Annotated in this window: 15 protein-coding genes and 1 pseudogene; 6 read left to right on the top strand and 10 right to left on the bottom strand. The window is 38.0% G+C overall.

Annotation, left to right across the window (positions count from 1 at the left end; all coding sequences use genetic code 11):
- The 4 genes and pseudogenes from JGE69_RS00005 to rimI form a co-directional block, all read left to right on the top strand.
- A pseudogene (locus tag JGE69_RS00005) lies at positions 1-127 on the top strand (elongation factor Tu); the annotation flags it as partial.
- Between the two features lie 203 nt (positions 128-330).
- Positions 331-1,212, top strand: a complete 882-nt coding sequence (locus JGE69_RS00010; protein ID WP_002121792.1) for a metal-dependent hydrolase — start codon at positions 331-333, stop codon at positions 1,210-1,212.
- Positions 1,213-1,447: 235 nt separating this feature from the next.
- On the top strand, positions 1,448-2,323 hold the full coding sequence (locus JGE69_RS00015) for a metal-dependent hydrolase (RefSeq protein WP_002121736.1): 876 nt from the start codon (positions 1,448-1,450) through the stop codon (positions 2,321-2,323).
- Positions 2,324-2,429: 106 nt separating this feature from the next.
- Positions 2,430-2,891 carry a ribosomal protein S18-alanine N-acetyltransferase gene (gene rimI / locus JGE69_RS00020; RefSeq protein WP_199111766.1) on the top strand — a complete coding sequence of 154 codons (462 nt, stop codon included), beginning with the start codon at positions 2,430-2,432 and terminating at the stop codon, positions 2,889-2,891.
- Here the strand turns inward: rimI and JGE69_RS00025 are convergent.
- From JGE69_RS00025 to trxB, 3 genes are all read right to left on the bottom strand, one after another.
- A complete protein-coding gene (locus JGE69_RS00025; protein WP_004703325.1) occupies positions 2,877-3,692 on the bottom strand; it encodes an arginyltransferase in 816 nt (271 codons plus the stop codon). The genes rimI and JGE69_RS00025 overlap by 15 nt on opposite strands.
- Before the next feature lie 18 nt (positions 3,693-3,710).
- Positions 3,711-4,442 carry a leucyl/phenylalanyl-tRNA--protein transferase gene (aat, locus tag JGE69_RS00030; protein ID WP_005070905.1) on the bottom strand — a complete coding sequence of 244 codons (732 nt, stop codon included), beginning with the start codon at positions 4,440-4,442 and terminating at the stop codon, positions 3,711-3,713.
- 122 nt (positions 4,443-4,564) lie between these two features.
- A complete protein-coding gene (gene trxB, locus JGE69_RS00035; RefSeq protein WP_086260976.1) occupies positions 4,565-5,512 on the bottom strand; it encodes a thioredoxin-disulfide reductase in 948 nt (315 codons plus the stop codon).
- A gap of 269 nt (positions 5,513-5,781) precedes the next feature.
- Here trxB and JGE69_RS00040 point away from each other — a divergent pair, with 269 nt between their 5' ends.
- Together JGE69_RS00040 and rhtC are read left to right on the top strand one after the other, a co-directional pair.
- The gene (locus JGE69_RS00040) at positions 5,782-8,835 is read left to right on the top strand and encodes a DNA translocase FtsK (protein WP_199111767.1); all 3,054 of its coding nucleotides are present in this window, start codon (positions 5,782-5,784) and stop codon (positions 8,833-8,835) included.
- 150 nt (positions 8,836-8,985) lie between these two features.
- Positions 8,986-9,606, top strand: a complete 621-nt coding sequence (gene rhtC / locus JGE69_RS00045; RefSeq protein ID WP_031947563.1) for a threonine export protein RhtC — start codon at positions 8,986-8,988, stop codon at positions 9,604-9,606.
- A gap of 54 nt (positions 9,607-9,660) precedes the next feature.
- On the opposite strand, the gene JGE69_RS00050 is transcribed toward rhtC, so the two are convergent.
- The 7 genes from JGE69_RS00050 to JGE69_RS00080 all read right to left on the bottom strand — a co-directional run bounded on the left by JGE69_RS00050 (position 9,661) and on the right by JGE69_RS00080 (position 14,709).
- Positions 9,661-10,200: a hypothetical protein gene (locus JGE69_RS00050; RefSeq protein ID WP_033848346.1), complete on the bottom strand. Its 540-nt coding sequence runs from the start codon at positions 10,198-10,200 to the stop codon at positions 9,661-9,663.
- 145 nt (positions 10,201-10,345) lie between these two features.
- Positions 10,346-10,633: a PA4642 family protein gene (locus JGE69_RS00055; RefSeq protein WP_033848348.1), complete on the bottom strand. Its 288-nt coding sequence runs from the start codon at positions 10,631-10,633 to the stop codon at positions 10,346-10,348.
- Between the two features lie 83 nt (positions 10,634-10,716).
- Positions 10,717-10,989, bottom strand: coding sequence for a cell division topological specificity factor MinE (minE, locus tag JGE69_RS00060; protein ID WP_000896934.1), 273 nt, complete (start codon positions 10,987-10,989; stop codon positions 10,717-10,719).
- Between the two features lie 2 nt (positions 10,990-10,991).
- The gene (gene minD / locus JGE69_RS00065) at positions 10,992-11,804 is read right to left on the bottom strand and encodes a septum site-determining protein MinD (protein WP_002121719.1); all 813 of its coding nucleotides are present in this window, start codon (positions 11,802-11,804) and stop codon (positions 10,992-10,994) included.
- Between the two features lie 66 nt (positions 11,805-11,870).
- A complete protein-coding gene (gene minC, locus JGE69_RS00070; protein WP_199111768.1) occupies positions 11,871-12,599 on the bottom strand; it encodes a septum site-determining protein MinC in 729 nt (242 codons plus the stop codon).
- A gap of 120 nt (positions 12,600-12,719) precedes the next feature.
- On the bottom strand, positions 12,720-13,766 hold the full coding sequence (locus JGE69_RS00075) for a hypothetical protein (RefSeq protein WP_086264821.1): 1,047 nt from the start codon (positions 13,764-13,766) through the stop codon (positions 12,720-12,722).
- 16 nt (positions 13,767-13,782) lie between these two features.
- Positions 13,783-14,709 carry an acyltransferase gene (locus tag JGE69_RS00080; protein ID WP_199111769.1) on the bottom strand — a complete coding sequence of 309 codons (927 nt, stop codon included), beginning with the start codon at positions 14,707-14,709 and terminating at the stop codon, positions 13,783-13,785.
- Positions 14,710-14,787 lie beyond the last annotated feature (78 nt).

Genomic DNA, 14,787 nt, shown 5'->3' on the forward strand with positions numbered 1-14,787 from the left:
AGGCGACAACGTTGAAATGTCAGTAGAATTAATCCACCCAATCGCAATGGACCCAGGTCTACGTTTTGCGATCCGTGAAGGTGGTCGTACTGTAGGTGCTGGTGTTGTTGCGAAAGTAACTGCATAATCACTTTCAGTGAAAAAAGCGCTCTTTTTAGAGCGCTTTTTTTATACTTAATTGTCTAACAATCACTATAAAGGCTGGCCCTAACTGATATTTCAATGTCCTTATTTCCCCTTAATCCTTTTTATTAAATTTGTATGATAAGAATTAAGAAAACGAACAATAAAGTTTGAGTAACTAGGGTTACTTACTAAGGAGCTTTGGGTATGAATGCTAAAGTGAATATTACGAATCGTGCAGGTGCAAGCTTTCCAGTACGTCGTATGAATTTTGACTTTAATGATGTACCAGAATATTGGATGAATGGTTCTGCTGGACTCACACACTTTATGACTGCATTGTCAGCACTGTTTCCCGCTGGTGAGAAATTCTTTATAGATAGTGTAAGAGCAGTACGTTATCACCCAGCTATTAAAGATGATGAAGCGCTCCAAAAAGAAATTAGTGCTTTCATTGGGCAAGAAGCAATGCATACTCAAGAGCATGTAAACTTCAATGCTTCTGCTCAAAAGTTTGGTCATGATGTAGAAACGTTAGAGAAATTTACCGATACGGCAATTCAAACAGCCATTAAAACTTTTGTAAAAATTGTCAAACCTTTCGGTATGACAAAAGAAATGGTTGACTTGACTGCTACAACCGCTCTTGAGCATTTTACCGCTACTATTGCGTCGCAATTATTGGTCAATAAGCACATTCAAGAGCTTATGACAGATGAGACAATGTCAACAATGTGGTATTGGCATGCGATTGAAGAAAATGAGCATAAAGCCGTAGCTTATGACGTGTACGAAGGTGTGTTTGGTAAAGGCATAAAAGCTTATGCGTTACGAACCAGTTCTTTGGTATTTGCTATGACTTTAATCTTTTTAATCCAGTCATCCTTTGTGCTTCGTTTATTAAAGCAAGATAACAAGTTGAATTTAGATGAATTATCAGTAATTTACAAATACGGATATAGCCCATCTAAAGGTATTATTAGTGGTATGGCTAAAGAAATGTTAGCTTACTTTAAACCTGGCTTTCATCCAAATGACCTAGATACCGTTGGTCTATTGAAAACATGGAAAGCAAAATTAGGTTTATAGATTTAATTCATGATTTATAAAGGGCCGATAGTGGCCCTTTTTTATTTTTCTATAATTATATTAAAGAGATCGTGGAGCAGATATTGCACCTTTATGTGTCTATGAATGACCTCATCTGATATTTCTCTGTCCTCATCTGCACTTAATTGGTACATCGAAAGACGTATGATTATAAATATTAAGAAAATAAATAAAGTTATATGTGAATTAGCTATTCACTTAAAAGGAGTCTGAGATGAATGCTAAGGTAAATATTTCCAATCGTGCTGGCGCTAGTTTCCCTGTGCGTCGTATGGATTTTGAATTTGCTCAGGTCCCACGTTATTGGGCAAATTATGATGCAGCATTAACACATTTTATGACAGCATTATCGGCCCTTTTTCCAGAAGGTGAGCAGTTCTTTGTAAATAGTACGCGTGCTGTTCGAAATGATCCAAAGCTTGCTGATCCAGATCTTCAAAAAGAAATTAGTGCTTTTATTGGTCAAGAAGCGATGCACTCCAAAGAGCATTTAGCATTTAATGCTTCAGCACAGGCTTATGGTTATGATGTGCGTCATATGGAAAAGCAAACAGGAAAAGTCATTAAGATGGGTACAGCTGTTGTAACCAAATTAATGAAACCTTTTGGCTATACCAAAGAAATGATTGATTTGACTGGAACCTGTGCTCTAGAGCATTTCACATCGACCATTGCAGCTGAACTTTTACAAAACCCTGAAATTCAGGCCATGTTCCAAGACGACACTATGTATCATTTGTGGATGTGGCATGCAGTTGAAGAAAATGAACATAAAGCTGTCGCATTTGATGTGTATACCAGCATGTATGGACAAGGTCCGAAAGCTTATTTTATGCGTTCAACAGCCTTGATTATTGCAATGGCATTAATCTTCGCAACTCAGTCTTATTTTACTGCTAAGTTACTTAAAACTGATGATAAATTAACTTGGAAAGATACGAAGTACATGCTTAAGTTCATGTATGGTCGTAAAGGTTTTATGACTCGTCAAATTCCAGAGTTACTTGATTTTTTAAGACCAAAATTTCATCCAAATGATTCGGATACCACAGCATTGTTGGCAACTTGGCGAGAAAAATTAGGTCTTTAAAAAATACTGAAAAAAGGGCAATTCAATTGTCCTTTTTTTTGCTCGTTTTTTCTTGGGAAGTTTTTATAATACGCACTACTTTGGAATCTTCATTGCGTTGAAACTCATGATTCGTATTATGCAAAACACTGATGTGGATATTGTTGTTCAAATTGAAAAATCAGTTCAGACCCATCCGTGGTCAAGACAGCAATTTATTGAATCTTTGAATTCTTATCAATGTACAGTGATTGAGTCACAAAACAGAGTGGTTGGGTTTTGTATTTTACAGCCTGTTTTAGATGAAGCTAATTTGTTACTCATGGCCGTTGACCCTAAAATGCAAGGGCAGGGTTTAGGATATGAGTTATTAAGTGCATCAATTGAAAAATTAAAAAATCAGCCAGTACAAATCTTTTTAGAAGTTCGTGAAAGTAATAAAGCTGCCATCGGTTTATATGAAAAAACAGGCTTTCACCAAATTGACCTGCGTTGCAATTATTATCCTACCCAAGATGGTGGGCGCGAACATGCGGTCATTATGGTAAAAACCTGTACAGATGATTTCGCATCTTTATTTAATGATTAAATTATTCCATTCAGAAGGTAACGTAGTCATAAGAGACGTACCTAGCTGTTGAATTTCTTCTGGTGATAATGACCTGTTTAAACGGCGCCATTGCCCATCGAGCAGAAGTTCTAAAGGGGTATATTGCGATTTATAGTTCATTTTGGCTGAATGAGGCACCCAATAGCCTAAGTAGAGATATTCTAAACCGAGCGATTTCACATATTCAATTTGGTTAAGAATAGAGTAAACACCAAGTGATCTACGATGCTCATCGGGATCAAAGAATGTATAGACAGCCGATAGTCCATCATCCATTAAATCACAAGTAGAAACGCTAATGAGCCGATTGTCTTTCCAAAGCTCAAGAAAAAAACTATCTGTGCAGCTATGTACTAAAAACTTTTCAAACTGATCTAGACTTGGTGGAAACATATCACCATCTGCATGGCGTTCATTAATATAGCGTTCGTATAAATCATAATGAATTTGGGCTGCTTGTCGCGTAGGCAGAACAGTCATGGTGAGATCTTGATTTCGTTTCCATGCTTTTTTTTGCATGCTGTTCATTTGGAAATCGGCCACTGGGACACGACAAGACAAACATTGTCTACATAAGTGACATTCAGGGCGATAAACAAAGTCGCCACTACGGCGAAAGCCTAAACGAGAAAGTTCTGAAAGAGTGACCACATCAATTCGATGGATGGGATCTAAAAACACCATGCGTGCTGATTTATTTTCTAGATAGCTGCAATCATGAGGTGGAGTAATATAATACTGCAGATCATTTAAAAGGGACTTCGGGTGATATGATTTCATGATTGGTCCCTCCTGTTATCATTCCATTAATTTTGCATCTAATGCTATTGTTTTACTTGAAAATACACGTTCTTGATACTTTTTCCAATTGATAGAGGGGTGAATAATTACATCTTGTAACGATTTTAAGTAGTCTTGACGAGAAAGTGTACTGGCTCCCAGACTAATTAAGTGACTGTTTACGAGTTGGCAGTCTATCCATGGTAGCTGATTTTCTTGTCCAATGAGCATTAATGTATAAAAAGCCATTTTTGAAACATCGGTTTCGTTGCTAAACATTGACTCACCAAAACATCCTTTACCAATCGTAACACCATATAAACCTCCTACAAGCTCCTCTTGTTGCCATACTTCAATACTGTAACCATAACCAGCATTAAACATCTCACAGTAGCCTTGAATAATATCTTCACTAATCCATGTTTCGTCTGCATAACTTCTTGGCAAAGAGCAAGAGCGAATAACTTGTTCAAAGGCATGATTAACCGTAATTGCATAGTCATGTTTTTTCATATTTCTCAGTAATGACTTGCTGGGCTTGTAGTTTTGAGGGTAGATCACGCAACGAGGTTCTGGGCTCCACCAACAAATAGGCTCATCTTCATTAAACCAAGGAAAGAGACCATGGGTGTATGCTTCATATAGGGTAGAAGGGGAGAGGTCCGCTCCGATACAAATTAAACCATGCCCATCTGGGTCAGCTTCAATCGGGTCAGGAAAAATGAATTGAGAAAGTGGAAGTGTATTCATAGAAACAAAATAAGATGAGCTTTAAGGTTATGCTATAAAAATTAATATATGTCAGCTAGTCATTATTCTAAAAAAACAGCCGTTATAAGAACGGCTGTTTTTAAACTCTAGAAATCTATTAATTAAAGATTATCTAGATATTTTTCAGCATCTAGAGCCGCCATACAGCCAGACCCAGCAGAAGTAATCGCTTGGCGATAAATGCTGTCAGCGACATCACCAGCAGCAAAAACACCAGCTACAGAAGTCGCTGTTGCATTACCAGAGGTACCGCTTTGCACTTGGATGTAGCCATCACGTAGGTTTAACTGGCCTTCAAACATTCCAGTGTTTGGCTTGTGACCAATTGCTACGAACAGACCATGAACCTCTACGTCTTGCTTAGATTCATCTTGAGTTGATTTAAGACGAACACTGGTTACGCCAGTATTGTCACCCAATACTTCTTCAACTTCGTGGTTCCAGATAATGCTGATTTTGCCTTCTTTTTCTTTGGCAAATAAATGATCTTGCAAAATCTTTTCAGAACGTAAAGTATCACGGCGGTGTACTAACGTTACATGTGAAGCAATATTTGATAAATAAAGTGCTTCTTCAACAGCAGTGTTACCACCACCTACAACCATTACTTTTTGGTTTTTGTAGAAGAAACCGTCACATGTTGCACATGCGCTTACACCTTGGCCCATAAAGTTTTGTTCAGACTCTAAACCAAGATATTGAGCTGTAGCACCAGTTGCAATAATCAAAGCGTCACATGTGTACTCTTCCATGTCACCTTTAAGAACGAAAGGACGTACATTTAAGTCCACTTCGTTAATATGGTCATAGACGAGTTCTGTACCAAAGCGTTCAGCATGTGCTTGCATACGATCCATTAATGCAGGACCTGTTAAACCTTCAGGATCGCCCGGCCAGTTGTCAACTTCGGTTGTTGTTGTAAGCTGCCCACCTAGTTGTAAACCTGCAATTAAAGTAGGTTTAAGGTTTGCACGTGCTGCATATACCGCTGCACTATAACCCGCAGGACCAGAACCGAGAATAATTAACCGAGAATGACGAGCACTCATTGAGGGTATCCTTATTTATTTCGAGAATTTTGAAAATTATACGTGAATTTGCCGACCAATAGCGTTAAATCAATGTGGATAATATTGATCAGGTCAATCGAATTAAGTTATATAACAATATAGAAGTGCCTTATGTTAACAACAACTGTAAAGAATCATGCACCTTTTTTGTAAGAACAGGTGCATAATATAAAGTTCATTCGTTGAAGATCTAAAATGTAGTTCTTCACATCTCTAAACCAATAATTAAATGGGTTACAGGACAGTATATGACTGCGGTGTCAAGTGTTTATGCACAGCGCTTATTGATGACATTATTCTTGGTTTCTTTTGGTATTTATATGTTTTTGGCAACAGTAACATATACACCATTTGACCCGGGCTGGATGCATATTTCCAGTGATACTCAGCAAGTATCCAATGCAAGTGGTATTGCTGGCGCATGGATTGCAGATTTGCTGTTTGGTTTTTTAGGATGGGCAAGTTTGCTTATTCCAATTTTCCTTTTCATTGAAGCAATTCAGGTTTGGTGGCCACGTAGTTTCTTAAATCGTCCATTTCGTTACGCTGCTCAATTCTTTTTAATTCTAGTAATATCTAGCCTACTTTATTTGCACTGGAATGTGCCGGCAGATACTTTAGATAATGCAGCTGGGGGAATTATTGGTTATGAGTTAGGTCAAAGCTTATCTCAATTATTAACAATTTACGGTGCGACCTTATTTTTATTGGTTTTCGGAGTGGTCTTGTTTACTCTTGCATTTGGGGTGCAATGGAATAAAACATGGATTACGCTCAAAGCTACACCAAGTTATTTGCAAGATTTATTTTATAAAAATGTATCACCGAATGAATCGGATTATGACTTAACAACTCAACCTGCCAACAAAGCAGGCGCAGTTAAAGTTGCTGAAAATACAGAGACAAATGAGAATGCTTCAGATGAGAAAGAAATACCAGCTCAATCTGATACAGCTCAACCGCAATCTACGACAACACGACATGATGCGGTTGCTGAGCGCTTATTTGCAGATGTGCTAGCGAAAGAGCAGAGCCGACCTGAAGCTGTTGCAGATACACCAGTTGCAAATACTCAAAACTTTGAGCATACGCTTGAGCAGGCTCATAAACTTGAACGAGATAGCCAACGGTTAGTTGCAACTGGCGAAGTATGGCGTGCTTTACAGCGCGATGATGCGAGTCATAAGCAAGAAATTGATGCGCTTTTAAGAGCTGCTGATGATTCGACAGAAACAGGGCAAGTTCCTGCTCATGAGCAATTCCAGCAAACAATTTCTCAAGTAAATCAAAATCAGCCTTCATCTAAACAAGACATTCATGGTCTTGATTGGAATGATGATGAGATCTTTGATGAGTTACTTGCTGCGGTTCCAAACAGTAAAACTGCAACAGATGTGCATACACCGTTTGTTCAAGATCACCATGTAGAAACCGAACAAACTTCGCAATCTATTAATATTGCGAATGAAACATCTTCGCCTAACTCTAATTTAAATCAGTCACCTAAAAATTTAGCAAATGAACAAGTCTTTGAAGATTTTGATGATTTATTAATAGATGAAGACATTGCTCCAGCAGAGCCTGTAAGAGCAAGTAGTTATGCGCAATCTTCAGCATTTGTAAAAGCTCCTATTCAAACGACTATTCAGGCTGACAAACTTTCAAAAGAAGAGTTTATTGAGGCTTGGCAGGAGACTGCTGGGAAACCGCAGGAAAATTCTGATTTTGATGAAGATGATTTCGATTTTGATGCGCCATTAACTGATGCATCAGGTCGACCAATGTCTCGTGCAATGCAAGTTGCCAAAAAGCGTTTGGATTTGCCAACGTTACCTGGTCTTGAACTACTCGATAAGGTCGATCCGAATAAGAAAGTCAACTTTACTGAAGAGCAGCTTTCTCGTTTGTCTGAGTTACTTGAAATTAAACTGCAAGAATTTAATGTTAAAGCTCAGGTGGTAGAGGCTCAACCAGGGCCAGTTGTTACTCGTTTTGAGTTAGATTTGGCGCCGGGTGTTAAAGCTTCTAAGGTCACGAATATCTCACGTGACTTGGCACGTTCAATGTCGATGGCATCTGTACGTGTGGTCGAAGTTATTCCTGGTAAACCATACATTGGTATTGAAGTGCCAAACAGTGCCCGTGAAATGGTACGTTTGATTGAATTATTGGAAACACCAACATATCGCGACCCAAGTGCATTAATTAGTATGGCGATGGGTAAAGATATTTCAGGTAATCCTGTACTCACTGATTTAGCGAAAGCACCACATATGTTGGTTGCTGGTACGACAGGTTCTGGTAAATCGGTTGCGGTCAACTCGATGATTTTATCGATGTTGCTTAAATATACGCCTGATCAATTACGTTTAATTCTAATCGATCCAAAACAGCTCGAACTTGCAAACTATAATGATATTCCACATTTATTAACTCCAGTCGTTACTGACATGAAAGATGCGGTAAGTGCTTTGAACTGGTGTGTGAATGAAATGGAACGTCGTTATAAACTTATGTCGTTCTTAAAAATTCGTAAATTAAGTGACTATAACCGTAAAGTTGAAGAAGCGATTGCGAATGGTGAAGACTTAATTGATCCGACTTGGAAGCCAAGTGATTCAGCGACACAAGAACGTGCACCTCGTTTAACGCCATTGCCATCTATTGTCATTGTTGCGGATGAGTTCGCTGACATGATCATGCAAGTTGGTAAGAAAGCAGAAGAAATGATTACGCGTTTAGCGCAAAAATCTCGTGCTGCTGGTATTCACTTATTGCTTGCAACTCAACGCCCATCTGTTGATGTTATTACCGGTTTGATTAAAGCAAATATTCCAACGCGTGTAGCACTGCGTGTAAACAGTAAAATTGACTCACGTACTATTTTGGATGCTGGTGGTGCAGAAGACTTGTTAGGTCATGGTGATATGCTGTTCTTAGGACCAGGTAAAATTGAGCCAGAACGTGTGCATGGTGCTTTCATTAGTGATGATGAAGTAAACCGTATTTGTGATGCTTGGCGTGAGCGTGGCGAGCCTGATTATATTGATGAAATCTTGACTCCATTTGATGAAGAGCCTGCATCACGTGGCTTTGAAGAGGGTGAGGGTGGTTCTGACCGAGATGCACTCTATGATCAATGTGTGTCATTCGTATTAGAAACTCGAAAAGCGTCTACATCTTCGCTACAGCGCAAATTTAGCCTTGGTTATAACCGTGCCGCTCGTATCATTGACCAAATGGAAGAGAACGGCATTGTGAGCTCAATGGGCCCTAATGGTAAGCGGGATATTCTAGTTTAATACGTATAATTTAAGCCTCTTCGGAGGCTTTTTTATAACTTAAATAAAGTGAACCTATTTATAAATGACTTAAAGATTTTATCGTCTAGTAAAAAAATGCTAATGTATTTTCCCTAAATAAATAACAATGAATTAAATCAGGAGAAAGACATGCTATTAGCTCTGATTACTTTAGCCTTTATTCACTTTTGCGCACTTATCACTCCTGGGCCTGATTTTTTTCTTGTATCTCAAACCGCCATTAGTCGTTCTCGTAAAGACGCTATGCTGGTCGTTGCTGGTATAACGGCGGGTGTTATGTTTTGGGCGTGCTTGGCGCTGATGGGGCTAAATCTTATCTTTGAAAAAATGGCTTGGTTAAAGCAAGGGTTGCTCATTGCTGGTGGCTTATATCTATGTTGGTTGGGCTATCAGATGCTACGTTCGGCTTTTTCAAAAAATCAGCAAGAGGGCAATGTTGCTGTTGAGCTCCCTAAAGCACCTTACTTATTTTTTATAAAAGGTCTAATAACTAATCTATCAAATCCGAAAGCTGTTATTTATTTTGGTAGTGTTTTCTCTTTATTTTTAGCTAATCCTCAACTTGATCAGGTTCACTGGCTACTCTTTATTATTGTCACAGTCGAGACAATTTTATGGTTTTGCTTTGTGACTTTTATTTTTTCATTACCAAGTTTTAGAGCAGCTTATCGTAATTTTTCAAAATGGATTGATGGTATTTCGGGCGGTATTTTTACCGTATTTGGTATTTTCCTGATTGGTAATCGATAAGTTTAGATAAGAAAAAAGCCTCTTTAAGAGGCTTTTTTAATCGATAAGTTTAGATCACTGATATAGGAATAATATAACAAAACTGACAAGAATCAGCAGCCACATGATAGATCCTATAATAATTAAAATGATTTGAGGTGTATTGAACTTTTCTTGCTCAATTGTCGTATTTAATTGTTTTTGTGCATAGTTCAACGCTTTAAAGGCTGGGATTAAAAATATGATGCTGCAGAGCGAGATAAGCCAGTAAGGATCAGGTAGGCCAACCAGTAAAGATGCAATGAGATATCCTAGATACATCCAAACTGAAGAGAAATCATTAGTATACCCTTGTTCTTTGGCATAGTTTTTTATGTGATTAAATAGTGAATATAAAAATAATATAGAAAAAATTGCACGAGCAGCGGGCATAATATTTAACTTATCTTTGATTAGAAAAAATCGCCATGCCTTAAACATCCACCAAATTGGGTATAAGCCAAACGAAATTAAGGATAGAAAGATAAATTTATTAACACTAATAATTTTTAAATTTTCTATATGATTTGACTGGATGGATTGTGTTTGTTTTAAATTAATATGTTCTGGGTTCATAAATTTATATTTAGAATTAAATGGTGTTGATGACTTTAAGATTATTTGTAATAAATATAAATAATTTAGGTAATTAAATAAACCACATAATCTATCTCTTAAGTTTTACTAAGATAGATTATGCAGTCTTATTCAAATAGAAAAACTAGGCAAACTTTGCTAGAACTTCTAAAAATGGTGCCGATTGACGCGGAAACTTAGCAATCACGTCATGAATGCGTTCACCTTCAGGATTTGTTGCATTGATATCGCGTCCGTCCGCAATAAATTGCGTTAAAAGACGCTCATAGTCTGTTGGGCGCATATGTTTGAATGCATGGTAGAGCACATGAAAATCTGCATTCACACCACTTGGAGGAAGTTGGTTGAGGTAGGCAAAAACACGCTCATCGGACCATTCTTCATTGAAAGTTGCTGGCTGTGATAATGCCATGACAATCTCCTCATTTTAAAAAAGGCAAAATAACTTGCGTTATTTTGCCTTGATTCTGATTTATTGAATAGTCAGAAATAGAATTATCGTTCTTCAGGTAAATTGATATTCATTTCTAACATTTCGATATTAGCTTCAGAGCGAACTTGCATTTGGATATGCTGTTCACCTACACCGCTAACATAACGACTAACCACTTGCATGATTTCTTTTTTCATCTGATCAATTTTGTCTTGGCTTAAACGGCGGCCTAAACCTTGTTCAGAAGCAACAATAACTTTCAAACGATCTTTGGCAGTTTGAGCACTTGATGGTTTTTCTTCGCTGCTAAATAATTTACTCCAGAATCCTGCCATATCTACGCTCCAAATAGTCGTGCTAACCAGCCTTTAGGTTGAGCTGTGATGTGTCGATAAGGACGGTCTTCACCAAGGAAGCGTGCAACCAAATCATCATACCCCTGACCAGCTTTAGTTTCTGAATACAGAATAACTGGCTTACCTTCGTTTGATGCTTGTAATACACTTGGACATTCTGGAATAACACCTAATGTCGGTACGCGTAAAATATCTTTAGAAATATCATCAATTGTCAGCATTTCCTGACGGTCAGCACGTTCCGGGTTAAAACGTGTAATACATAAATGTTTACGTATACGCCCTTCGTTGTGTTCAACTTTCTTGGTTTTGCTATCTAACATACCAATAATACGGTCAGAGTCACGTACTGAAGAGATTTCAGGGTTTGTTACAATGATTGCTTCATCTGCATGATACATAGCTAAAATTGCGCCACGCTCGATCCCTGCAGGTGAGTCACAAATGATGTAATCAAACTCTTGAGATAACTCATCAATAACTCGAGCAACACCTTCGTCGCTCAACGCATCTTTATCACGTGTTTGTGAAGCCGGTAAAATATAAAGGTTTTCGATATCTTTATCGCGAATAAGGGCTTGCTGCAGACGTGCTTCGTTATTAATAACATTAACAAAATCATAAACAACACGACGCTCACAACCCATAATTAAATCAAGGTTACGTAAGCCTACATCAAAATCAATCACAACAGTTTTATGACCACGAAGGGCTAAACCTGTTGCAAAAGATGCGCTCGTTGTAGTTTTACCTACACCACCTTTGCCTGATGTTACGACAACAATTTTGGCCACCGAATCCACTCCTATTATGGTCATACACCCTTAAAAGGGCTGTTTTTTGGTGATTTGCTTAATAAATTAAAGTTCTAGAGCTTCAAATTCAAGCTCTTGCTTTTCATTTAAATAAATATGTACTGGTTTTTTTACCACATGTTTAGGGATATCATCTGCGACACAATACGTTCCGGCAATGGAAACGAGCTCAGCCTCTAAAGATTGGCAAAAAATGCGTGCAGCTGCGTGCCCGCCCGCACCAGCAATGACTCTACCACGAACTGTGCCATAAATATGTATATTTCCTGAAGCGATTACCTCGGAACCACTATTCATGCCAGCCTTTAAAATAATATCGCCGTTATCTTGTACAAGGGATTGGCCTGTACGCAAAATTTCATCATGATAAGAGGTAATATGAGCGACCGCTATCTTGTTTAGTGGTTTTTTTGTTTCTGATGAAGACGAGGCAGGGGCCGTAGTAGGTTTTTCCACAATCGCCACTTGTTCAGCTGTTGCTTTAATGCGCTGTAATGGTTGATCTGCCGGTAAAACAGGGAATTGAATAGCGCGAGCTTCATCTCCTAAAAGACCGTCGATTACCGCCATTGGTTGTAAACCTAAGCTCACCAGAAGTTGAATCAATGCAATTAACTCTTGCTCAACTGTACTGTCAATAATCACTAAAGTTCCTTGATAGGAACCTTCATTTAAAATATTTGATAATTGCTGGCGGATCACATCATGATCATTGGTATCGAAGGTTATCCTGCTAAAGTTAACCATTCTGCCGGTAATCCGTATATCAGCCATAAGTCTTCCTTCAAGGCGTTAAACGAGCTGTAATATCGTTAAGTTTATTGTAAATAGGGCAAATGCTAGAACAATTCGTGCCAATTCTCTAGCGTGATTCATAAAAAATTAAATAAATGCTTATTCTTTGATTCGATCATACTCCGCAAGGGTTTGTTGCCATTGTTTGACCTTAACTTGTTTGCGTACAGACTCCAGTGTCTCAAACACGACAGATTCAACCAATTGCTCAAGCTGACGATTATTAATATTTATTTCACTTACTCTTTGAGAAATTAATTGATAAGTGGGATTTGGAGTATCTTGAGATCCCTCAATTAAAGGTTCAATTAAACCTGCACTAATATTTTCACCTAATCTTTGACCAATACTTTGAATTTGTTGTTCAATGCGGCCGCCCACCAAAGGAATTAAGCGTAATAATTGAGTTAACTCAGGTGTATCAATGATGGCTTGATCTACAATTTTACCCACACCTTTTGTAATGGCAGGCTTTTGTTCTTTTAAAGCGGTCGCTAAAGACTCTTGTAATAATGCGGTTAGAGCGACAGTAAATTGTTCACGATGATGATTAACCAAGTCGTGAATAATTTGTTTATGACTAGAACTGGTTTCAAGTTCATATCTAATGCCATCAATCACGGTAATTACAACGCGGTCAGATAACTCTTCCATTACGACGCGATAGTAAAACAACCCAGTTTTTCGCCAGCTTTCCGGAACAACTGGATAGCCTAACTCATGTAAACGGTAAGCAATAATCCCTGCGCGGAATAAACGTAAAAAACGGAGTTGAGGAATAATAGCTAAAATTTCATACCAGTGAATAAACGGGAAAAAGAACCAACGTTTATGGTGCTTGTTGATAATCGCAATAGCCCAGCGCACAAGCAACTCAACAATTAAAAAACCAATAAACCAAGCTTCTGATGTAATCACCCACGGATGTAGTGAAGTACGATAAAAGCTGAGTACTTGGGGCAAGTGAATATGTTCAAAGAACCATGCCCCAATACTGCTCATTAGAAAGAAATTAGTCGCAAGACAGAACAAGTTAAAAATGATAATAAACACCATAAAGATGTCGTAGACCAAAAACAGCTTAAATGAAAGGCTGTTTGGGTCTACATGATGATATTTCGTTTTTTTCCCAGAACTGTTTTGCATAATAACGGGCGCTTTCTTAAATATTTACAGTGGTATATTGAGACTTCATTTGTTCAATAAGTTGATCTTTTTCAGTCCAAATGTCATGAACCCATTGCTGAAAACGTTCACGATAAGCTGCATCATCTTCATAATTGCCGCCAAGCACCCACTCTGGAATTTCAATTTTACGTAAGTTAACCGCAATTTTTGAAACATCTCCGAGCCAGAAATCACTATATCCCGGTACACCATCAGGATAGACGATAGTCATATCAACTAGGGCATCGATTTTGTCACCCAAGATATTTAATGCAAGTGCTAAGCCACCTGCTTTGGGTTTTAGCAAATGCTTATAAGGTGATTTTTGCTGATCATGCTTTTCTTGAGTAAAACGAGTCCCTTCCAAATAATTTAATAGTGTGAAGGGCTGACTTAAAAGCTGCTCACAAGCTTTACGTGCTTCCATCATGTCACGGTCTTTAAGTTCAGGATTCTTCGCGATCTGTTCTTTAGTGTGACGCTTCATCATTGGGAAGCCTAAAATTTTAAATGCTTGCCCAACAAAAGGAATAAAGATGAGTTCCCATTTAGTAAAGAAACGGGTAAGGGGCATACGAGTTAAACCAAAATATTGATTTACAGTTGTATCTACCCAACTTTGATGATTACAGGTCATTAAATAACGACCATGCATATTCAGATCAAGTCCTTCATCAATGGTAATGTCCCATTTTAGATTGGGTAGAACATGGTCAATTAACCAATTATTTACCCCTAACCAGCTATTTGTAATTTGAATATTAGTTTCATCTATTTTTGATGATTTTTTTAATAGTTTGGTCAGACCTAATGCAAGAACAGGAGGACCATGAAAAAAAGTACTTCCTGTAATGACTGTACCTACAGTGAGTCCACGTGTAATTTTTTTTAGCGCAGATTGTTTATTGGGTGCAGTTGACATATAAAAGACCCCGAATGTCTCAAATCCATAGAAAAGTTGTTCAACTATAACTGTCATAATATGAAATACAACGTTATC

The sequence above is a fragment of the Acinetobacter sp. C13 genome, from assembly GCF_016809775.1.
Lineage (GTDB): Bacteria > Pseudomonadota > Gammaproteobacteria > Pseudomonadales > Moraxellaceae > Acinetobacter > Acinetobacter pittii.